This is a genomic window from Acidomonas methanolica (genome assembly GCF_004346035.1).
Classification (GTDB): Bacteria; Pseudomonadota; Alphaproteobacteria; order Acetobacterales; family Acetobacteraceae; genus Acidomonas; species Acidomonas methanolica.
The window spans coordinates 1-21,284 of record NZ_SLZN01000002.1; the positions used below are offsets into that span (position 1 = coordinate 1).

15 protein-coding genes are annotated in these 21,284 nt (G+C 60.1%); 6 read left to right on the forward strand and 9 right to left on the reverse strand.

Annotated features, from left to right (window positions below):
- A partial coding sequence (locus EDC31_RS01875; protein ID WP_132126883.1) for an IS630 family transposase occupies positions 1 to 432 on the forward strand: 432 nt, incomplete at its 5' end.
- A gap of 280 nt (positions 433 to 712) precedes the next feature.
- On the opposite strand, the gene EDC31_RS01880 is transcribed toward EDC31_RS01875, so the two are convergent.
- From EDC31_RS01880 to EDC31_RS01905, 6 genes are all read right to left on the reverse strand, one after another.
- Positions 713 to 5,956 (reverse strand): MBG domain-containing protein, encoded by a 5,244-nt coding sequence (locus tag EDC31_RS01880; RefSeq protein ID WP_042056769.1) that lies wholly within the window; start codon positions 5,954 to 5,956, stop codon positions 713 to 715.
- Positions 5,957 to 5,960: 4 nt separating this feature from the next.
- The gene (locus tag EDC31_RS01885) at positions 5,961 to 6,164 is read right to left on the reverse strand and encodes a hypothetical protein (RefSeq protein WP_042056767.1); all 204 of its coding nucleotides are present in this window, start codon (positions 6,162 to 6,164) and stop codon (positions 5,961 to 5,963) included.
- Positions 6,161 to 6,424, reverse strand: coding sequence for a hypothetical protein (locus tag EDC31_RS01890; RefSeq protein ID WP_042056766.1), 264 nt, complete (start codon positions 6,422 to 6,424; stop codon positions 6,161 to 6,163). Before EDC31_RS01890 ends, EDC31_RS01885 begins: the two co-directional genes overlap by 4 nt.
- 15 nt (positions 6,425 to 6,439) lie before the next feature.
- Entirely contained in the window at positions 6,440 to 7,063 is a 624-nt protein-coding gene (locus tag EDC31_RS01895) for a hypothetical protein (RefSeq protein WP_042056765.1), read from the reverse strand.
- Positions 7,064 to 7,077: 14 nt separating this feature from the next.
- Positions 7,078 to 7,842, reverse strand: coding sequence for a nucleotide-binding protein (locus EDC31_RS01900; protein WP_042056763.1), 765 nt, complete (start codon positions 7,840 to 7,842; stop codon positions 7,078 to 7,080).
- Between the two features lie 178 nt (positions 7,843 to 8,020).
- Positions 8,021 to 8,530: a hypothetical protein gene (locus EDC31_RS01905; RefSeq protein ID WP_042056761.1), complete on the reverse strand. Its 510-nt coding sequence runs from the start codon at positions 8,528 to 8,530 to the stop codon at positions 8,021 to 8,023.
- An 898-nt stretch (positions 8,531 to 9,428) separates the two neighbouring features.
- On the opposite strand from EDC31_RS01905, the gene mobF reads away from it, so the two are divergent.
- Positions 9,429 to 12,533 carry a MobF family relaxase gene (mobF, locus tag EDC31_RS01910; protein ID WP_081797446.1) on the forward strand — a complete coding sequence of 1,035 codons (3,105 nt, stop codon included), beginning with the start codon at positions 9,429 to 9,431 and terminating at the stop codon, positions 12,531 to 12,533.
- Between the two features lie 49 nt (positions 12,534 to 12,582).
- On the opposite strand, the gene EDC31_RS01915 is transcribed toward mobF, so the two are convergent.
- The 3 genes from EDC31_RS01915 to EDC31_RS01925 all read right to left on the reverse strand — a co-directional run bounded on the left by EDC31_RS01915 (position 12,583) and on the right by EDC31_RS01925 (position 16,021).
- Entirely contained in the window at positions 12,583 to 13,359 is a 777-nt protein-coding gene (locus EDC31_RS01915) for a nucleotidyl transferase AbiEii/AbiGii toxin family protein (RefSeq protein WP_042056759.1), read from the reverse strand.
- Positions 13,316 to 13,657, reverse strand: coding sequence for a hypothetical protein (locus EDC31_RS01920; protein ID WP_042056758.1), 342 nt, complete (start codon positions 13,655 to 13,657; stop codon positions 13,316 to 13,318). The genes EDC31_RS01915 and EDC31_RS01920 overlap by 44 nt, the downstream gene beginning before the upstream one ends.
- A gap of 804 nt (positions 13,658 to 14,461) precedes the next feature.
- Complete coding sequence (locus EDC31_RS01925) at positions 14,462 to 16,021, reverse strand: ShlB/FhaC/HecB family hemolysin secretion/activation protein (RefSeq protein WP_165920195.1); 1,560 nt, start codon at positions 16,019 to 16,021, stop codon at positions 14,462 to 14,464.
- Between the two features lie 806 nt (positions 16,022 to 16,827).
- Between EDC31_RS01925 and EDC31_RS01930 the strand changes: the two genes are divergently transcribed.
- From EDC31_RS01930 to EDC31_RS01940, 4 genes are all read left to right on the forward strand, one after another.
- Positions 16,828 to 17,547: a hypothetical protein gene (locus EDC31_RS01930; RefSeq protein WP_052511703.1), complete on the forward strand. Its 720-nt coding sequence runs from the start codon at positions 16,828 to 16,830 to the stop codon at positions 17,545 to 17,547.
- Positions 17,548 to 17,551: 4 nt separating this feature from the next.
- Positions 17,552 to 18,013 carry a hypothetical protein gene (locus EDC31_RS01935; RefSeq protein WP_042056754.1) on the forward strand — a complete coding sequence of 154 codons (462 nt, stop codon included), beginning with the start codon at positions 17,552 to 17,554 and terminating at the stop codon, positions 18,011 to 18,013.
- 73 nt (positions 18,014 to 18,086) lie between these two features.
- Positions 18,087 to 18,230: a hypothetical protein gene (locus tag EDC31_RS17610; RefSeq protein ID WP_158310307.1), complete on the forward strand. Its 144-nt coding sequence runs from the start codon at positions 18,087 to 18,089 to the stop codon at positions 18,228 to 18,230.
- A gap of 69 nt (positions 18,231 to 18,299) precedes the next feature.
- Positions 18,300 to 21,104 (forward strand): TraM recognition domain-containing protein, encoded by a 2,805-nt coding sequence (locus EDC31_RS01940; protein ID WP_042056752.1) that lies wholly within the window; start codon positions 18,300 to 18,302, stop codon positions 21,102 to 21,104.
- Positions 21,105 to 21,284: the final 180 nt, after the last annotated feature.

Below are 21,284 nucleotides of genomic sequence, written 5' to 3' on the forward strand. Positions count from 1 at the left end.
CGCTCCGCCGTGCCGCACGGCCATTGGAAAACCACGACGTTCATCGCCGGGTTGCGACTGACCGGTATCGTGGCGCCCATGGTGCTGGATGGTCCGATCAATAGCCGCAGCTTCCAAGCCTATGTCGATCGTATCCTTGTGCCCGACCTGCGACCCGGCGACATTGTCATCATGGACAACCTCGGTTCACACAAAGGGCCCGGCGTCCAGGCCGCGATCGAAGCGGCAGGTGCCACCCTGAGATATCTTCCCCCATATAGTCCGGACTTCAATCCAATCGAGATGGCGTTCTCCAAGCTCAAGGCCCATCTGCGCCACGCAGCCGAACGCACCCGCGACGCCTTGTGGGACAGGATCGGCATCCTGATCGATCAGGTCTCGCCAGCAGAGTGCGTGAATTTCTTCACCGCAGCAGGGTATGAGCCAGATTGAAAGGAAAATGCTCTAATGCCGGGCGAACGCTTCCCCATATTTTTTGTTGCTGAAGCAGTCCCAAGGGGGGCGCGGACAGCGATGGGGGCAGGCCCGGCTCCGCCGAGGCGGTGTTGAGAAGCATTAAAGGACGTAACCGCCCAGGCCGGCGGCAGCCCGGCCGATCCCCGACCGTCGCAACGCGATCCCCCTTCAGCTTCTCGAAACACGAAAGGGACGCCCCGAACCGGAGCGCCCCTTTCTCATCAGCCGCAATCCTCGAAGCCGCGCCTGCCTTGGATCACTTCCCCCGCGTCTGGCAGGTCATCTCCGTTTCACCAACAAGGTTCCCGCCCGAACTGCACGACACAGTCGCCTCAGCCGTGACTTTGTCATTCTCCGTCGTGGTCGTGTTAGCCGAAGCTGCCGGCGTAACGGCCGCAACAGCGATAACCCCAGGATTCTGGCTCAGCGGCGTCTGCCCGTAAACGCTGGTCTGATCGTCGGGCTTCACGACAACCGTCGCCGGCGTCACCACCCACGATCCGTTCTGGTAATTGATCGTGTAGTTCCCCAGGCCCGTTCCGACCGCCCCGGAAGCCGTCGTCGCATAAACCCCAACGCCGCTTGCAACGGTATGGCCGACATCGACGCTCACAGATGTCACCCGATCACCATTCACAAGCCCCTCAGCCGTCCAGCCCGGCAGTTCGGCCTGTTGCCCGTAAACGCTCGTCCCGTTCCCGGCCACAATCGTCAGCACCGCAGGATCAACAGTCAGAGTGCCGCTCTGGTAAGTGATCGCGTAGTTCCCCAGCCCGCTCCCGCTGGCATTGCTTGCGACGATCCCATACTGACCAACCCCAGACGCGCCCGTCGCCGCCGTTGTCAGTCGCACACCCGAAATCGTATCGCCATTAACCAGACCATCAGCCGTGAAGGCCGCCGTGCCGAGAGCCGGGTTCTGGCCATAGGTGCTGTTCTGGTTCAGGGCCGTGACGGTCAGCGCAGCCGGGTCGATGGTCAGCGTGCCGGACTGATACGTGATGTCATAATTGCCCAGACCCGTTCCCGTCGCTCCACCCGCACGGATCGCATAATCGCCGATCGAGGAAGCCGCAGTTGCCCCCGTGGTCAGATCAACACCGGAAACCGCGTCTCCGTTGACCAGACCGCTGGCCGTGAATCCGGCAGTTTTCGGGGTCTGACCATAGACCGACGAAGCATCATTCGCAGCGATCGTCAGCGTCGCGGGCGTGACGTTCCACGACCCGGCTTCATAGTCGATCACATAGTTGCCGAGGCCCGTGCCGACAGCGTTCGAAGCCGTCGTCGCATACGACCCGACCCCCGATGCCCCCGTCACCGGCTGATTGACAGAGACCCCGGAGACGGTATCGCCATTCACCAGCCCGGCGACGCTATACCCAGCAGCAGCCGGCATCGTTCCATAAACGCTCGAACCACTGCCAGCGGTCACCGTCAAAGGCGCGGGCGTGATCGTCAGCGTTCCCGGCTGATACGCAATCGTGTAATTTCCCAGGCCTGTCCCGACCGCATCGCTGGCATTGAGCGCATACTGCCCGACATTCGACTGCGCGGTCGCCGGGGTTGACAACGTGACACTATCGACAGTGTCTCCGTTCGCCAGCCCGGTTGCGGTGAAGCCATATCCGCCCGCCGTCTGACCATACTCGACCGAACCGCTATTGGCCTTGACGGTCAGCGTCTGCGGCGTGATTGACCAATCCCCAGCGACATACTGCACATTGTAATTGCCCAGGCCCGTGCCGGTCGCCCCCGAAGCATTGACAGCATAATCACCGACGGCGGATGTGGAGGAAGCAGTGTTGTCAACGCTCACAGCCGAAACGGTATCGCCGTTGACCAGGCCGCTGACCTTGTAACCGGGGGTGGACACAGCTTCCCCGTAAACACTGGTTCCGCTTCCGGCGGTCACAGTCAGCGTCGCCGGATCGATGGTCAGCATGCCGGGCTGATAGGCGATCGTGTAATTGCCGAGGCCATACCCGACCGCGCCCGAGGCCGTGATCCCATATGTCCCGACCCCGCTCGCGCCGGTTGCTGAGGTCGAAAGATTGACCCCGGAGATCGTGTCGCCGTTCAGCAGACCATTCGCCGTGAAGCCTGTCGTGCCGAGCGAAGGCGTCTGGCCATAAGTGCCGCTCTGGTCATTGGCAATAACCGTCAGCGCCGCCGGATCGATCGTCAGCGTGCCCGGATGATACACGACAATATAGTTGCTGATCCCCGTGCCGGTTGCGCCGGACGCGGTGATGTCATACGTGCCGACATCGCTGCTCTTCGTCGCAATGGTTGCAAGGTTCACGCCCGAAACGGAATCATTGTTGAGCAGCCCCGAAACCGTGTATCCGGCCCCCGACACATCCGGCACCTGACCATAAGTTGATTCCGCATTGCCAGCCTTGATCGTCAGCGCCGCATGGTCGATCGAAACATTCGCGCGATAAACGACCTGATGCCATGGCGCGGTCACCCCCTCGGCCCATGTCGCATAAGCGTTACCCGCTTTGCTCTGGGTATAGCCGTGCCACGGGCCGATCCCGGCAAGGGCGGATGCCGTATCGATCCCGTCCGAGGCCGTCGCCGTCACCGTCTTCGGCGCCGTCACGGTTGCGGAGCCATATGTTTCATGGGCATTTCCCGTGCCCGTCACGACGATGTAAGGCAGGGCCGACAACACCTTATAGGGCGCCCCGGTCACCCATGATCCGGACAGATACGCCTGGCCCTGAGCGAACTGCCCAGTCGTCAGGCCGTTGATATTGATGACGAACGTGTATTGATCGACCTTTCCGATCGCCGTCTTCGTTCCGGTCGTCACAGTGTCCCAGTAACCGTCAGATGCGCCGGGATTCCCCACACGCACCCCGGCAAACCCGCCGATCTGGCTGGTCTGGCCCGTGACAAGGCCGGTAGAATAAGCGTCAGAAACTGTGCCAGCACCCCACTTCCCGATCAGCCCGCCGGTGTAAGCGTTGACAAGCCCCGTCGCAGAACCTGTTGAGTATGCCTGCGAGATCGCCGCCTCGTTGTCGCCCACAAGCCCGCCGGCATACCCGAGGGAACCAGCAGAACCAGATGCCGTGGCATTGCCCGTCGCATAGGAAACGCTGATGCCGCCCGAGTTCTGCCCGACCAGGCCGCCGGCCGAGCCGCCGACACCTGTGGTCGCGTCCCCGATCGCGATTGCTTGCGTGACCTTGCCATAATTGCGCCCGGCCAGTCCGCCGACCATCGCGCCGTCACCGCCGGTCACATTGCCTGACGCGCGGACACTCGAAAGCGCACCGGATGCCTGACCGACCAGTCCACCAGCAACCCCGCTCGCGCCGGCCGTCACCGTGCCCGTTGCGATCGACGTGGAAATTCCCCCAGTCGTGAAGCCCACCAGGCCACCGGCTTTGACGCCACTCCCCGAGGCGGTGACGTTGCCGGACGAGGATGACCCGGAGACATCGCCCGTCATATAGCCGACCAGCCCGCCGACCCAGGAGCCGGCAACGGCGGAGATCACGTCGCCCGAAGCTGAGGAATCAATGATGGAAGACGCAGTCCCTGCCAGCCCGCCGGCATAGGGTGATCCGTCGAGAGCATAGACATTGCCCGACGCGGTCGAACGCTCGATCGTCGCCGTTCCCGTCGCCGACCCGCCGCTCAGGCCGCCGACATAATAGCCATAGACGGTCGCGGACGAATGGGAATCGCGCACCAAGCCGTTATTCTGGCCGACGATGCCACCAACATAAGACGATGTCGGCCCGCCGCGCCCGTCGATGATACCGGACACGGTGACGTTCGCAATCGTCCCTGACGAAATGCCGAACAGACCGCTGGCGGCATGGGTGGGATCATTGACGTTCAGATTGCTCACGGAATGGCCCAGACCGTCGAAAATCCCGGCAAATCGGCCGGTATGCGCGATCGGGGTAAACGCCGCGCCCCCGTTGTCAACATCTCCAGCAAGGGCATAATTGCTCGTGATGTAACCATCGCCGATGCTGTTCAGCCCACTGAGACCCCAAAGCAGGGTATAGGCCGCGCCGTTGATCGACAGAGAACCAGCGTTCTGGGTGGAATAGGTCAGCGAACCGCCGGTATTGAAAATGTCATCCCCGCCGGTCTTGATCACGACCGACCCGGCATCATTCACGGTGATCGGAGCGTTCACATTCAGATTGCGATACGCATCAAGCGTGAGCGTCGCATTGCCGCTCCAGGCGATGCCGGAATTGACGTTGATGTCTCCATTGCCTGCGGTAACAGTCCCGGCCCCCGACGTTCCGGTTGCTGTCGTCTGTTCCGTGACATTCGTGCCGGCGTTCAGCGATGCCTGGATCGTGCCGGCCGCATCGGAATCAATCGTCAGATCATCAGGGTCAGTCAGCCAGGTTCCGCCCTGGCCCGCATCGATCGTCAACTTGCCGGTCGTGACGTGGTGACCTGATGTCTCGATCTGGCCCGCGCCCTTGCCCCCTGCCGTCAGCCTCGCACCGCTTGCCAGTTTAACGGTCTGAGCCAGATCGCGGCCGTTCCCCGACGTGCCGATCAGGATGGTGCCACCATTGCGGCCCGAAGCGGTCGAACCCGCGTCCATGACAGCATCCGCCATGACCGCGACATCATGACCGTTTGCGACGATCGTCCCACCAGAGCCGTCAGCGTTATGAGCCGACGCCTGGCCGCCAACATCGACCGTGCCATCAGCGGCGGTCAAGAAAACCTCGCCGTTGACCTCTTTCGTGCCTGTCGACTGGATCGCGCCGGTATGATTTCCGCCCAGCGCATAGACGTTACCATGCGCCGATGCCAGTTCAACCGCCGCCGCCTGGATACGGCCCGCGTTCGTGACATCGCCCTTGCCGGTCGAACCTGCGGCGACATAGATACCGGACGGCCCGCCGCCTTCGCTCAGGACAACGGAATCGGCAGCGATCATAGCCGCTGTCCGATGGCCGGTTACGATAACGCCGTCATTCTCGACGCTCCGCCCGATGAGAACGACATTCCCGTCCTTCGACTGGATCGTGCCTTTGTTGACGACAGCGCCGGATGACCGACCCGAAGCCGTCATCGACCCGCCGCGCATAAACTGAGCGTTGTCGATGTCGCGGGTCGATGCAACGAAAGACCCGTTCGTGACAACCTGGCCGCCCGGCCCGACGACGATACCGTTGGGATTGATCAGGAAAACGGAACCGGTTGCCCCGAGACGCCCGTCGATCTGCGACATCTGACCGCCGGTGACCCGGTTCATGGTTGCCCCGGAGCCGTTGTTAAACTGCACCGAGTTACCTGAGCCGATCGAGAATCCGCGCCAGTCGATGACCCCACGGGCCGAGGACTGGTTGATGGTCATCGATCCCCCATGGGCGGTGATCTGGCCCTGGCCGGCAACGAAGGCGCCATCCGTCGGCAAGGTGGCGGCGAGTGACGCGCGGACTGAGCAAAGCGCGGTCGAGAAGAGGAACGCAGCAAAAATGCGATTGCGTGAGCGTGACATGTCATCAGACCTTCTTTGAGATATTGTTGTCAGAGGCGGCTTGTTTTGCCCGCCAGATCATGATCGCTCGCTTGATCGTCCTGTTGATCTGCGGACGGATGGCGAGAGGCACGAAACAACTGAAATCGACCCATCCCTGAGCCTTTTTCTTCGCCCGGTGCCGTGCCGACGCGATGCTCGATGCGGTCTGTTTCCCGCGCCGGCTCACTGCGAGAACTCCAGACGGCCCGGCGCTTCGAGGTTCGGCCCGATTGCCATCCCCGCCGGCGCGGTCGGGAATCCGGACGCGGAGATCGCACTCTCAGCAAATTGACGGATCGTGTCGCCGACCTCACCGATCGTCCGGACTGACGACGGAACCGCGCCGCCCATGCCCATCTGGTTCATGACGTTGACCGCCGGGTTGACCGCTGACAGGAACAGTGTTCCGGCCGCGATGTTCAGTCCGGCCTTGATGATCTTGACCATGATGACTCTCCTTCCTTAGTAGTCGCGCCGGCTTACCCAGCGGCGGGTCACGTCGCGAGGCGGCAGGGCGAGAATGAAGCGGATCAGGGGGCTTACGGCGACCCAGGCGACAACGAGCCGGACAGCGAGAAAACCAACAGTCCCGGCGAAGAGCAGGAACCAGGGCGCCTGGGCCTGAAGCCACCTGTCGAGTTGATCGTCGGGCACGGTGACGTAATCCATACTCATCGTCCCGACATACAGACCGACCGCGAACAGGATTGCCCCACAGGCCCATTGCGTGGTCGTCGCAATATCCAGTTTCGCCTCGGCCCGCTTATCCAGCGTCTGCTCGATCGCCGTTGCCAGCCGATCCGACACCGTCTGCGCCAGTTCCGTCGTGCGGGTCTCAAGCCGTGCCTGAGCCGCCGCTTCACCGTGCGCGGCAGCGTCGCCAAATTCCCGAATGGCCTTGCTCGCGGCGCTTTCCAGGTCGCCGGTCAGCGATGTCAGGGTCGCGCGGATATGTTCATTGATCAGCAGCCGCACCACCTCCGGATCGTCCGGACTGATCCCGGCGGCGCCGACGGCAGACCATGCGCGGTCACGGGTATCCTGAGAGACGCCCAGCGCAACGGCCGTATCGTTGAAGATCGTCATGGCACGTTCTCCCGTTACAGGCCGAGGAAGCCGGCGGCCGGTTCGATGGCCTTGCGGAACTCACGCAGAAACCGGTTCGCGCTGGAACGCTCTGTCACGGTCAGATCGGGATGCCGGGCGCAGTCCGAGAACCGCAGATTGAGCGCGTTGATCTTCGCCCTCACGCCGACCTGCATACCCGGCATTGCAACCTCAATCCCGCCGGCCGCAAGCAGACGGTCGCGTCCTTTGCCGAAGCGCCGCTCACCGTTCACGATGAAGCCGAACCAATAAGGGAAGTCCGTCTTCAGATCGCGGCTCTCACGCATGTTCAGAACGGCCACATGATCGACCCCGTCCGTTCCGAAGGCATTGAGATACTGGCCGACCGACTGGGCGCTTTCGATCTCGTTATCGATGACGTGGCAGAGGGTCAGGCGGACACCGTTGTCGCGCAGGGCTTCGAGGAATCCCTCCACCTGTTCCCCGTCGCCGCCATCGAGAATCTTGCTGATCTCGAAGCGCGAACCACCAGGGAGATCGTGGAGGATCACATCCGCGTCCTCGGCAGTTGAATCGAGAAGCGTGTGACGATCAGTGTCTGTCCGAAGATCATAGAACTTCACGCCCGCATCGCTATAGACGCGCACCAGTCCGCCGATCTGGCCGTCCGCATCGAAGATCGCCGCCTTCGTGCCGCGCTCACGATACACATCAGTCATCAGGCGACTGAACGTTGTTTTACCGACACCGCCTTTGCCCGAGACGGCGAGCACAAGGCGTTTCGTTTTTTCTCCCATTTGAAGCACTCCTGTTCCTTGGAACGCGATCTGCGTTTCCTAAGATCAGTATAGTGTGCTTCGGCGAAACCTCCGGATCGCTGCGCGACGTAACGCGGTCAGGCAGGCATGAAAAAGGCGGAACTAGGTTGCCCCAGTTCCGCCTCTGTCGGAATCAAGTCGCCGCTGTCGGCTGCTATTATGCGTCGAAAGCAGGCGGCGGCCTTGACGAAAAGCCATCCATCGAAGGTGACGCTGCTTTTGCCGGCGCGGAATCGGATGTCGGACGCGCAGACTTTGAAGCGCGGGAATCATCACCGGAATCAGACGAGGGCTTGGGCCGGACGCGGGAATCATTTGGGTTGCCAGCCATGTCGGAATTGCTCGCCGCAATAGCATCCGGCTTCGGTTTCCGTGCCTGGCGTGGACGACTGCTGCCGCGCGTTTCCTTGGCAATGCGCTTCATATATGTCGCAAACGTGCCGGCGCTGATGTCAATGCCCCGTTTCGTCAGCATGTCGCAGATTTCCGAATCAGTCCGGCCGTCCTGTTTCATCTTCAGGAGAGGTTCGTAAATCTGTTTGACCAGATCGTAAACCGTCTGCGGTTTACGAGACAGCCATTCCTCATGCTCCTGCGCCAGTTCCGCCGTCAGTTCCTCGACAGTCATCGTCAGATTGACAGCCGAACGCTTCGTTGTCCTTGCCATGTCGTATTCTCCCTTTCGATCTAACAGGCACATGCCTTGACGTAGAGTATAACCCAATCACGCATCTCAGCAGACCATGACGTATCACGCCCTCGCTTTGCTCACCTCATATACGCCCTGTCTCGCTTACCATGCTATCCGTTCAGACAGACAACATCCCATACGCAGAATCGATATAGCATCTCCATTCCGCCCATAACCTCACGATACCAACCCATATAATTTCCCTTACGCAATTCCCATCCTCATTCCACCATTTCATTCCTCTTATTCCCCATTCATATCCCTATCCCTCACATCATCATTTAATCCTCAATTTCATTCTCCAATTCCCTAAAATAGATATGAATCCGTAAATTCAGCTACGAAACCGAAACACCCAAATCTACTAGATTATATTTTTCAACACACCACGCATCTCTGACGCCCGTAAGCACTCGAACTGGCTGTAAACAGCCATTTCTTCGTTAAAAGCGTCGGGAACAATCGTGCCGATCACCCGACTGATTTCTGCCCTGACCCCGACCGGCTCAGGACAGAAAACGAGCGCGTTTACGAGGCAAACCCGTAGCGGTTCCGGGAACAGGATTCTGGCCTGACAGAGACAATCAGCGAGACTCCTTTTTGCCTCCGGCGGGGAGCGGAGCGTGTGTCGGCAGCCCTCGGCTCCGCCTCGGTCGCGTCTTCGTATCCAACGCGAAAAGCAACCTCATCCACGGATCACCACGACATCCTCCACCCCGGTTCCGCAATCCGATTCCGACAATGACACGGCATAAACGGCGGCATCCTGCCAACCATTGCTGGAACAGGAATCAACGCCTTTCCGGAACCCGCTCCATGCGGGAATCGGAACTACGATCAGTGAACAGAAACACCCATTCGAGGAACGGGAATCATGTTCACCTGCACACCGCTGTCATCCGTCGAGTATTACATCGAGTCGGTCAACCAGGAACTGGTAAACCAGCCTGGTCTGGATGGATCGGAGTCTCACCCGCACCAGCACGGGATAATTCTTCCCGCCAATCGGAAACGCGGAGACTGGTCTGACCGCGACAGAGCCAGCTATTATCTGGACAATGGAACCGGCGAGAAACCCGGCGTCTGGTGGACAAACGCTCGCGTCGAGGTGGGACAGGCATACCCATTTGTGATCGACGGCTCTCAGGTCGATTCAAAAGATTTCAGGAACCTCGCTGCCGGTCGTGATCCGCTCACCCAGGACATCCTTACCCAGAAGGGAAAGGAACACCGGGTCGGCTATGATCTGCAATTTGCAGCGCCGAAAACGGTATCGGTTCTCTATGCCGCTGGGAACAGGGATCAACGCGATATTATGGAAGACGTGCAACAGGAAGCCGTCTTCAAGGCGTTGGAATACATACAGCAGAACGGCCTGATCGTAACGCGATGCGGGAAAAACGGGAAGGATCGGCAGACACCGGCGGAACTGATGGCGGGAACATTCCTGCACACAACCAGTCGCTCCGGTGACCCCCAGCTTCACACTCATGCGGTATTGCTGAACGTGTGCCGAAGAGCAGACGGCACGACAGGAACCATCGACAATATGGAACTGCTGAAACACCAGCAGGAGATCGGCGCCATCTATCGTCTGGCCTTGATTGAGGGACTGGAACGCAGACTTGGCGTAACAGCGGTCAAGGACAATCGGAACTTCCGTATCCTTGGCGTTTCGGAATCACTGGAACAGAAATTCTCAAAGCGCCGCGATGATATTGTCGCTGAAGCCAAAGAAATGGGAATCGATACCGCGTCTCACAGGGATGCGGCGGAGAACATCTCGCGGAACACGCGGGGGTCAAAGGATGACCTGCCGACACGGGCGGAACTGAACGAGCGTTGGGACAGGGAAATCCGCGAAGAGGGATGGACAAGGGAATCGATATGGGAATCGGCTCTGGCTGCGACGGCGGACAAAGCTGCTCGTCCATCCGACAGCAAGACAGCATTTGAACGCGCCCTTGAGCAACTGACATCTACCGAGACCGTCATTGACGACCGGCATCTCATCGGGACAATCCTTGAACACTGTCAGGGACGTTCGATCACGGTCGATGCAGCGATTGCTATGGCAGTCGCTTCACGCAATTCGGAACGCCTGATCGAACTGACCGGGAACGACAAGACGGCGACACGGGAACTCTCCTACGCGACGCCCGAGATGATCGACATGGAACGCCAGATCGTGCGTGTCGCAATCAAACGCAAGGGTGAAGGGCAATGGGTTCCTGACAACCTGATCGAAGCGGCGATTGCACGAAAAGGAACTATCTCCGACGAACAGGCGGAACTGGTCAGGCACGCCCTGAACAGGGACGGCATCTCCGTAGTCGAAGGCTCGGCGGGAACAGGAAAGTCATTCTCCCTGGGAACGGCTGCCGAGGCCGCTCGGGACGCCGGCCTTCGTGTATGGGTAACCGCACCCAGCCACCAGGCGGTATCGGTCATCGCCAAGGACACGGACACGGATCAGACTCAATCCGCTGTCCTTAGGTCATTCCTGAACCGCATTTCTGATCCCGAACACAAACAGCGAATCAGGCTGACGCGCGGTGATGTGGTAATCGTCGATGAGGCCGGCATGACCGGCACACAGGAACTGAATGAACTGCTCCGGGAGACAGCGAAAGCGGGAGCAAAGGTAATTCTTTCCGGCGACACCCGGCAACTCAAACCTGTGGCACCAGGGTCACCTCTCCGGCTGATTTCGGAAACAATCGGCACGGAACGCATAAACCAGATCAGGCGACAGAAAGTGGAATGGCAGAGACGGGCCAGTCAGCACTTCGCTTCAGGCGATGTGGAACAGGCGGTCAATGCTTATGCCAGTCATGATCGCATCATCATCGGTGAAGGTCAGGGACTGAGAAACATGTTGATTGAGGACTACCTCAAGGACGTTCGAAGGAACCCGACCGGGACAAGGCTGGTGCTGGCCCGGACACATAATGAAGTCAAAGCGCTGAACACCGACCTGCGGAATCTTCTGCGGCAGGAGGGACAGATTGCGGGGTCTGATATTGATGTTGACGCACTGAGCCGGGGACAGAAGCCCAAGGCAGGATCGTTGTCCCTCGCAGTAGGCGACCGGTTGATCTTCGGCGAGAACATCCGGGCCGGCGGGAACACGGTCAGGAACAATGACACGGCGACAGTGAAGGCCGTCTGTCGAGACAATACCGACGGCGAACCGGTTGTCACCCTGGCCTTCGATCGCGGCTTTGAGGTGACAACGCGCTGGTCTGAGATGGAACGGCTTTCGAGGTCTTCGGGGAACGAGCCGGATACACGCCCGATCCGCGTCCAGCATAGTTATGCGGTCACCATCCATTCAGCCCAGGGTGCCAGTGTGAATAGGTCTTATGTGCTGAACGCCGCCGGGATGGATCGCGAAAGTCTTTATGTAGGCATGACGCGCCACAAGGAAGATTGCTACCTTTATACTGACGTGACGCGCATCGGAATCAACGTCAGGGACAATCGGATCAGGCGCGACGGCGTGAAGGCCCAAATCAGCAATCAGGGCAAGCTGGAGGCCCCCGATGCTCAGGATCGGGACGATGCTGGAGACAGGGTGAACCGGGAAACCGTCATCCGCCAAATCATCTATGAGGGACAGCAGTCGCGCTCAAAAGGGAACGCGGCAGACTTCAGTGTGGATCGGATGGCATGGGCGTTTTCACGGACTGCCCATGACGCCGTCCAGGGCGACATCGACCGCCGTCGTGTGATGCAGGAGAGAATTCGCGAAGAAGGGCCGTCTGAAGCGCAGCGGGCGGAGGATATGAAAGACGCATGGTCTGAGACAGCCGAGAAGAAGGCGAAGGTCGATAAGGGTGACGTGCTGGAGGTGAAGCCCGACGATAAGGCGGCAAAGGCCGAGAAGGAAGCGGCTGAGCGGATGGCGGCAGAGGCGCGGCGGCGGGCTGAGGAAGAGGCCAGAAGGCGCGAGGCCGGGCGGGGTATGAGCCGATGACCCTCAGCCGGGCTTAGGGTCATCATGATGAGCGGAGGCTCCGGCGCTGTCAGATGGACGGCGTCGGGCCGGGAGATGGCTTCTGACCAGATGACGGTTCAGGCTCAATCACCAGTGGCTTGAGCCTGCTCACTTCATTCAGGCACAGATCGATTGCAGCGGCTGAGAGACGATGCTCATGACCGGGACGCGGGCTGATGACCGCATGTGCCTGAGCTTCGTATGCCGGGCGCATCGCATGAAGGCGGGCTTCAAGCTGTTCGATGATGTCCGGCTGGGCCTTGAAGACCTCGACCGCCGGGTTCAGGACATCGGGCGACCATTCCAGGGCGGCGGCCAGATCGAACACATCGCGCGGCTTGAACGCATGCCGGCGATACAGGATTTTTCGTGCAAGAATCTCGGTCGGTAATTCGACGTTAATGATCCGATCACCATCCGTTCCGCTGTATGCAAGGCCGGACTGGGTGAAGATGTCGTCAAGCGTCATCCCCCGTGTCGGATCGCGGGTCAGGGGCGGCGGCGTCAGGAAATCGATTTCGCCATCGGCCAATTCCAGCTTCAGGTAATAGCCGGGAAACTGGCTCTTCCCGGACGCCCCCAGGACACGTTTCGTCTCGGCACAGAACTGGGAAGTCAGATGGATGAGCGATCCGCGTGTAAAGATGTCAATGTCGTAGCTGATCCTGTGATCCAGCCAGATCGCCAGGGCTGTTCCGCCACCGAATGTCCAGTCGTTGTGTCCGGCGGCGTCAAGGATACTGATCGCTTCAGGGAGCAGATCATACCATCTCGAACCCTGCCATCTCTGTGATCCATCTTCCATTTTCAGTCTCCGTCACGTCGAGGCCGAAGGGGCGGATGCGTTCCATAGCGGCTTTCAATTCATTGTAACTGAACACCCGGCGAGAGACGAGATTTGAGATGGTCGGCCCAGGGACTTCATCAATCAACGCGGCGATACGGACAGCGGCATGGAGGTCGGGATGTGCGCTGAGGACATAATCAACCATGTCTTCGAGCGGCGTCTCGACGGGAAGCGGCGCGTTGACGGTCTTCAGCGCGGCCCGGAGCCAGGCGCGGCCGTCCGGGTCGGCCAGGCGGTTCGATGCTGCGATTGTCATGCCGTCCTCCCGTGCCGGTTGGGGGTAATAGGGAGTGTATAGCACGGCCAGGGCGGGGAGGAGAACGGTGGTGTTGGTGCAGAGACATGCAGCTAACCACCCTTTGGACTGGCCGAGGTGGTTAGTAACCACCCTGGATGAGACGGGGTGGCTATCACATTATACAGCAATATCAATGAGATAACGGCATCTAACCACCCTAACCAACCTAACCAACCTGTTTTACGAGGATGTTTGTGGTGAGACGTAAATATGCGCGGATCGGCTCTGACCGGGGCGGATGGAAGGCGGGCGGGCGCGGGAGGAATGGGAAAAGTGTCGCGCGTGATAATAATATATGAAAATTGGTTGGTTAGGGTGGTTAGGTTGGTTAGTGGCCGGAAAAGTGGCGGAAATCAGCCGTTTTTTGCTAACCACCCTATATCGTCAAGGGTGGTTAGTTGAAGTGGAGGGTGGTTAGCCCCGGCAGAAGGGGGAGATCGAAACACTTCGAAGGGGTTCTGACAGTCTGAAGGGGGGTCTCCGAAGGAGTGATGGGCATGGCGAGGCTCCGCCTCGCGGGCGGTTGCGACGACATGAGTGTTTCGATCCACCATCATCCGTCTCGGACTTCTCTTACCGTCGAACCACCCCCAGGCCGGGCGGAGCGCGGCACTTCACCCAGCGCCCTTCGCGCCCCCCTTCAGCTTGCCACGTAAAGATCACCGCCCTCGGGGTGCCGCCCCGGCTCAGAGCAAAGAAAAACCCCTGCCCAATATCAGGGCAGAGGCCATTCAGATCAAATAGAAGGCGGCAGTCCTCCCCTCAGAACCCCACAGTCAACGCAACATTCCCGAAGCCGCCTTTATTCCCATACCCCTCATCCCGTCGCTCCTCCGGCATCCCCCTCAACCGCCATCCCACATTGAACGACACGCTCAGGTAATCCCTGATCTTCAGCTTCGCATCGACCCCGACACTCGCCAGGTCGAGACCATTCACCCCCTGCGGAATCTTCTTCACCTGCGAAACATGCCCATAATCGACGAACACCCCGACCTGTTCGGTATCCCACCCATTGAAAACACTCCAAGCCGGCGAGTGCAGTTCATTCTGAACCGTCACCCCCTGCGAGCCATACGCCGAACTCGTGAAATACCCCCGCGTCGTGTAAAGCCCGCCCAGGCCGATCTGGTTCGAATACATCAAATTCGACGACGAAACCTGTCCGACCGCGTCCATCGACCAGGACATTCCCCACGGCAAATACGTCAGCCTCGAAAGCGACATGGTGTCATAGACATACCACGCCGAAGCCCCCGGCACGATGACATCCATGGCTTTCCGGCTATTCCCCCTGGTCAATCCGCCCGGCGAAAACGTCAGTGTGTTCCTGAATGTCGTCTGGCCCCACTTGTCCGTCTCTGTCAGCAGATACGAGATCGGAAACTGCGCGACATCCGCATTTCCCGCGTAAACATTGACCCCGCCAAACTCGATCGAGTTGTTCGTCGTCTTGTAGTCAAACCCGCCCGAAATCTGCTGGCGGATCAGGACATCCCCCACGAAGAACGGCCGGAAATCGTGCAGATAACGAAATGACGCCTGCCCGGAATGGCCTTTCTCCGTCATGTGGATCATACCGACCGCGCTGCCCATCGTGATCTCGGGACGCTCCCACGCATAATCTCCGAAAATCTGAATTTTGTCTCGCCACGGGAGCGTCATCGAGTAATTGATTGCATGAGCCGAGTATCGCTCAGAGACAGCGTGGGTGAACTGATATGACAGCACCCCGTCAAGTGGCAGGTTCCCGACCGCCCCACCAACAAACCATTCCTGGCGGCCCAGTATCGGCGTCCCGCCCGTGTCGAAGCCAGCATAACCCCGCACAGGCAGATGATCCGTGACCTTGAGCGTCACATCGCTCTGTCCGCGCTCTCCTCCCGGCGATGCAACGGCCACGGCTGACCGAAACGGGTTGTCGTTGAGCCGGTCAAGCGCCTCCTGCTGCCTGCCGAGCGTCATTCTCTGCCCGGCACGCAAGCCCGCGATCTGGATCAGATCAGGCGTCGAGAACCACCTGTTCCCCGTCACGCTCACATGGTTCAAGGAATACTCGTCAACGATGATCTTGAGATACCCGCTGCTGATCTTCTGGGCCGGGATAGAGACGAAAACGTAAGGCCGGCCAGCGTGGCGATACTCTTTATATATGGTGTCCACCACGGCGTTGATGTCCGCCATCGTCAGCGGCTTGCCTATCCGGTCATTCATGCCCCTCGTAAACGCCCGATTCCTCAGTGTGTCATCGACGCCCCGGCCAATGAATACGCCGTCAGGCACGCCACCTCCTGAACCCGGCGGCAGGATCGCAATCCCCATGAGCCGCTTCGCCCCGACCTTGTCGCTGTCAGGCAACAGATTCCGCGTCTCAACCGGCGCGTTCGTCAGCGCCGGACGGCCCTCATCCATCTCGTGTGGCGCGACACGGTTATATGCCTGAGCGTGGGCATTTGACGAAATGCCAGCAATCAATGCGACAGCAGACACAGTCATCATCAGATGGCGGACAATCATTTGCGTGTTCTCCGAAGCCGAACCGCGACAACCGCAGTTCCAATATGGGCTTTTCAGAGAATTTTAATTCGCCCGGTCGCAATGATCCGGTCTGCCCCAGGCTCGCCCAGCCTTCATTCAGAGCATTGCTGGGCAATGTCGTTATATATCAAACACATATACGGAATACCCCGGAAGGGACAACGGGAATCCGACGGGAATCAGAAGCATCCGATTCCTAAATTTCCCCGTTGAAGGCATATTTTTTCGGAACACGGGAATCATCGAGAATCCTCCCCGGAACCATCCGGGAATCAACAGGAATCGTATCTCCCCGACAGCCAGAAAACCGCAGAAAACCGCCAGAGGCGCGGCGAGCGTCGCCATTCCTGACCAATCCGATTCCTAGCTGCGCGATGTCCCTCAAATTATTTCGCGTCAAGGCATCCGTGAAGAATACTCTTATTTTTCAATGTGTTATCTTGCTGTTCAGATATTTCCTGTCTCAGTCATCTCTTTTCCGCAACGTCCTCGCCCATTGCTGCCCCACATTGCTGCGCGATGCACGAAAATATGGTAATCTAACAGTGACGGCGATGCGATCCCTGCTTCGCCAAATCCGGAGACATCCTATGCAGGAGTTCCAAAAGTTGATCACACCCGGCCATGTCGCCGGGCACCGGGCCAGGGCGGCGCTGATGCCGTTCTATGCCCCGGCATGCGTCGCTTACGGCGCCGGTATCGTCCTTGCCGTTTGTGCGATCTCGGGCGTGGGCGGCAGCACCCTGGCAATGCCGGCATGGTTCGACCGTGCCTTCACAGCGGACGAGGCTGTCTATCAGCGTGCAGCCGAAGCCAAGGCGCAGGCTGCCATGAAGGCGGCGGAAGACCGGGCGGAGGCGGAACGCAAAGCCGCTGAAGCGAAGGCTCAGGCCCAGACGGCCGCGACTGCGTCAGCCCCCGCCATTGCCTCGGCATCCGCCCCGGCCACGATGCCGGTTCCGGCCGCCCCCGTCGCACCGGTTGCTTCGGCTTACACGCCGTCGCCTGTTCTGCTCAAAGCCGCGTCAGAGATCGCAGCGATGCACCCGCCGAAGACGCCGGCTGAAGGCATCCAGGCGAATATCGAGATCGATGCGCTGATCACGAACATCGTCAACGGCGACAAGGCCGTCAGTGACCGCGTCGTGGCCGGCTATGGCTCGTGCAGCAAACAGGCCGACGCGATTGGCGAGAGGGCCGTGGCTGAATCGCCCGATCACAGGGCCAGCCCCGAAGCGCAACTGAGGCAACTGGACTTCCGCCGCACTTGCGTCGGCGCCTTGCTCAACAGCCTGACCGAGAAGGAATAACCCCGTGAAACTCCTGAAGATTACCCCGTCCACCCGCCGCCTGATCGGAGCCGCGACCGGCCTGACCGCCCTTCTGGGTCTGTCCGTCGCACTCACAGCTTGCGGCCCGCTCCATGTCGATGGTCTGCCCCATGTCTCCCTGAGCGACGACGTGTCGGCATCGGAGCAGCCGCATCTGATGGGGCAGTTCATCAACGACCGCATCCTGTCCGTGCCGGACAAAGCATCGACATATGCACAGGCCCGTCAGCAGGCCGATGCTGTCGATGCCGCGCTGATGCAGTTTGCCGAGATGGAGCCGAGCCGGGGCGCGTTCATCCGCTCCGGCCTGTCCGTCTGCATCGGCCGAGAAGAAACGGCCCTGCATGCGAGCCAGATGACGAACACTCGGCGCATCAAAGCGGCGCTCGATCATGAGTCCTGCGCGAAGTCCATGGCAATTGAACTGAAGCCGAAGCGCACCTGACCGACCCCAGGCGCCACAACCTGAAACCTGCTTACACGAACGCACATAAACGCAAACTCGAAGGATTGAAACAATGCACATCGTCGCAATCATCGCTGCCGCCATCATCGCCGGTGGAGCCGTCTTCTCAGGTGGAGCCGTCGCCTACGGCAAGGTCTCAGCGTCTTACGACGTGACCTCGACCCATACGCGGGTCGCCACCTTCCTGCACGGCTGATCCAGCACCTCCCCACCATCACGGAGCCGCCCGATGCGGCTCCGACGCAAACAGAAGTGAGTAACGACAATGGATTTCTTCGGTCAAAACTCAGGAAACCTCGCTGACTCCGGCGCTCTCGATACAACGACCGCGCTTGTGTCAACGCTGTTCAATCTCCCGTCCCTCCACCAGACCGGCGAGGTCGTTGTCGGCCTGTCGATCGCCGCCGCCGTCATCGCCTTCGTGCCTCTCGCCTGGCGCATGAGCGTCCGCACCGCCCGCGCCCCGCGCCGCATCGCTTCCCGCCTCTGGGGCAAGATGATCGACCGCCTGATTCCGCATGGCGTTCAGGAGCGGATCGACCTGTTCTGTGCGCCCGAACGCCTGGACAAATGGCTCGAAGCCCGCACGTCCGGCTCGAACAACCCCCTCCTGGCCGGCGACATCCGCGCGGCTGCCAATACCACATGGCCCGAAACGAAATACCGCTGGCTTTACAAGGACATCCCGGCCGATCTGGTGCGTCCGCCGACCTGGGATGGCCGCCTGCCCGGCGGCGTGCCTGTCACCTGGCTGGCCTGGCGGCACATGACGATCAATGCGATCAGCGAAATCTCTCGCGCCCAGATTCACAAGAGCGTCCGCTATTCCGCCGGCATGGCTATTGTGTTTGCTGCGGCCGCTGTCGTCAGTGTCTGCCTTCAGGGCTTGCATAGCGCTATCCCTTTCCCGGATTGGGCGCGTGGTCTGCATGTGATCACGCCTCAGGCCGCCTGGTATGCGGACGCGATCGTTACGACCGCTGTTTCCGCTGTCGGCACGGTCGGGCTGGCCCTGCTTGCGGCGGCGATCATGGCTCCGGGCCTGGCTTTCTTCAATGTCGTGCGCGGCCTTCAGTCGTATTTCGGCCGAGCATCGGCGGCTCTGGCGACCCCGACGCGCGATTCCATCGTGGCTTGGGGCAACCGGTCGGACATCCGGCAGACCGAGCAGGAGGCATACGCCCGCCAGATCGATCTCGCGCTCATGAACCCCGACGCGCCGACGATCACCGTTGGCCGAGCAACCGGCATTGCCCGCGCCCGTGGCTCCATGCGCTCGCCGGGTGTCGGTCAGACGGTTGCACTCGATGCGGAAAGTATTCGTCAGCATGTCATCGCGTTTGGTGGCACGGGCGAGGGCAAGACACGCGCTTTCCTTCAGCCCATGGCCCGGCGCATCTTCGCCGCGAAATGGGGGGACGGCAGCAAGATCGGCGGATACATCACCGACGGCAAGGGCGTTCTCTATAAAGACCTCGTCGGTCTGCCCGAGATTGCTTCGCGTGGCGATGTCCGCGTCCTGGGAACCGACGACGGGCATTTCGGCGTCAACCTCGTCGCCGGCATGACTCCTCTCGAAGTCGCAACGATGCTGAAGACAGTCACGACCCAGGTCGTGGGCGAAAAAGAGGATGTCTTCTGGAGCGAACAGGCGTCGATCATTGTTTACCATGCGGCAGTGCTGTGCAGCGTGCTGGAGCGCATTGTCCCGCATCCTCTCTCGAAAAGCGGCGTTCAGGAACCCGCTGCTGACGATGTTACCGAAGCCGACGCGCACCCTGAAGTCACCTCAGATTCGTGGGAAGACCTGCTCGCCTCCGGCGTGGACATCGACGACCTGGCTACGTCCGGCGCGGCAGAGGCAGCCCAGGATCAGACCGACGAGGACGCGCCGGCGGGAGCATGGCAGAATTTCAGGCCGTGGTCGCTTCAGGGCATTGCTTACCTCGCAACCAATCCCGATGCGATCCTGGATGCTGCCGCTCAGGTCTCGAAGGAGAGCGAAGCCCTTGCGGCGATAGAGAAGGAACGCGCCCTGACAGTCGATGAGGCGGAACTCAAAGTAATGCTTGAGTCTCGCGAGGTCATTATTTCGCACGGCTATGTCCGCAGCGAATGGGAGAAGATGGCCCCTGATACGCGCTCTGGTGTGATTGCGAACGTGAGCACAATCACCGGCAAATTCGCGGGTGCTCCGCCGGTCGCCGCTCGCTTCGCATCAGGTCTGCTGCCCGCAGATCAGACCACGGATGTCGATTTCGCCCTGAACGGCGGGATTCTCGCCGTGGCCGTAGGTGAGAGCGAATGGGGAACGGTCGGCCAGGTCGTCGCTGTCTGGCTCAAGACCCGGCTGTATATCGCCGCACGCAAGCGCCAGATCGCCGATCCGGAGGCGGCGAAGCGGCAGTCCGTGGCCCTCCTGGTCGATGAATTCCAGATGTTGGCTACCAAGGGCGGCTCGGAATCTGACGCGGAATTCTTCAACATCGCCCGCTCAACAGGCGTGTTTATGGTCGCCGCGACTCAGGGTCTGCCGTCTTTGCAGAAGCGCCTGGGTGACAAACACACGCAAGACCTGTTGAACAACCTTCGCACGAAGTTGTGCCTGCGTATCGAAGAACAGGAAACGCTCGAATTCTTCCAGAAGCTGACGGGCGAAACCCTGCGCGGCCTGGTCATCGATGACGACTATTACGAGACTCAAGGTGTCCGTGAAATCGAGCGTCCTGATGTGCCGGTTCCCGCACTGACCGGCGCTGAACAGGTCAGCCTGATGCCGGCGTCGCCCGTGTTCAACACGTATCCGATGCGCCCCCTGAAGCGGTTCGATCCCCGATTCATCCTCCAGTTTCGTAAAAGCCCGCATGGCGGCAATCAGGATGCGGTCATCGGCAGTCAAAAAGACGCCTTTTGGCGCCAGGAGGACAAGGAGCGCGAAATGCGCGGCAACGGCGTCGAGAACAAGCCCCTGTTCACCGCGACTGACATCAAACAGGGCGGAAGCTACGCTCTGGCTTATGTCCAGCGTGCCGGGGGCCACTCGATCGACATCGTTGACCTGGCGGAGTGATGTGAGTTGCGGTGAGAAACGGTTGCGGCGAGCGCCCATTGCTCGCCGCAACGCCCCGTTGCTCCCCGCAACGCACCCGGCAAATTTGAAAACTGCGCTATAATATAAGCATAATAAGAAGAACGCTCAGTCATCCAGACCGCCTGACAAGTCAAACCTCAGACGGCCTGGATGCCGGAG

What these genes read in the sequence shown, in the direction of transcription:
- EDC31_RS01880 (WP_042056769.1), bottom strand. Translation starts at nt 5,956, where the DNA reads ATGTCACGCTCACGCAATCGCATTTTTGCTGCGTTCCTCTTCTCGACC.
- EDC31_RS17610 (WP_158310307.1), top strand. Translation starts at nt 18,087, where the DNA reads ATGCACATCGTCGCAATCATCGCTGCCGCCATCATCGCCGGTGGAGCC.
- EDC31_RS01890 (WP_042056766.1), bottom strand. Translation starts at nt 6,424, where the DNA reads ATGGTCAAGATCATCAAGGCCGGACTGAACATCGCGGCCGGAACACTG.
- EDC31_RS01915 (WP_042056759.1), bottom strand. Translation starts at nt 13,359, where the DNA reads ATGGAAGATGGATCACAGAGATGGCAGGGTTCGAGATGGTATGATCTG.
- EDC31_RS01905 (WP_042056761.1), bottom strand. Translation starts at nt 8,530, where the DNA reads ATGGCAAGGACAACGAAGCGTTCGGCTGTCAATCTGACGATGACTGTC.
- EDC31_RS01925 (WP_165920195.1), bottom strand. Translation starts at nt 16,021, where the DNA reads ATGGGGATTGCGATCCTGCCGCCGGGTTCAGGAGGTGGCGTGCCTGAC.
- EDC31_RS01930 (WP_052511703.1), top strand. Translation starts at nt 16,828, where the DNA reads ATGCAGGAGTTCCAAAAGTTGATCACACCCGGCCATGTCGCCGGGCAC.
- EDC31_RS01920 (WP_042056758.1), bottom strand. Translation starts at nt 13,657, where the DNA reads ATGACAATCGCAGCATCGAACCGCCTGGCCGACCCGGACGGCCGCGCC.
- EDC31_RS01940 (WP_042056752.1), top strand. Translation starts at nt 18,300, where the DNA reads ATGGATTTCTTCGGTCAAAACTCAGGAAACCTCGCTGACTCCGGCGCT.
- EDC31_RS01895 (WP_042056765.1), bottom strand. Translation starts at nt 7,063, where the DNA reads ATGACGATCTTCAACGATACGGCCGTTGCGCTGGGCGTCTCTCAGGAT.
- EDC31_RS01900 (WP_042056763.1), bottom strand. Translation starts at nt 7,842, where the DNA reads ATGGGAGAAAAAACGAAACGCCTTGTGCTCGCCGTCTCGGGCAAAGGC.
- mobF (WP_081797446.1), top strand. Translation starts at nt 9,429, where the DNA reads ATGTTCACCTGCACACCGCTGTCATCCGTCGAGTATTACATCGAGTCG.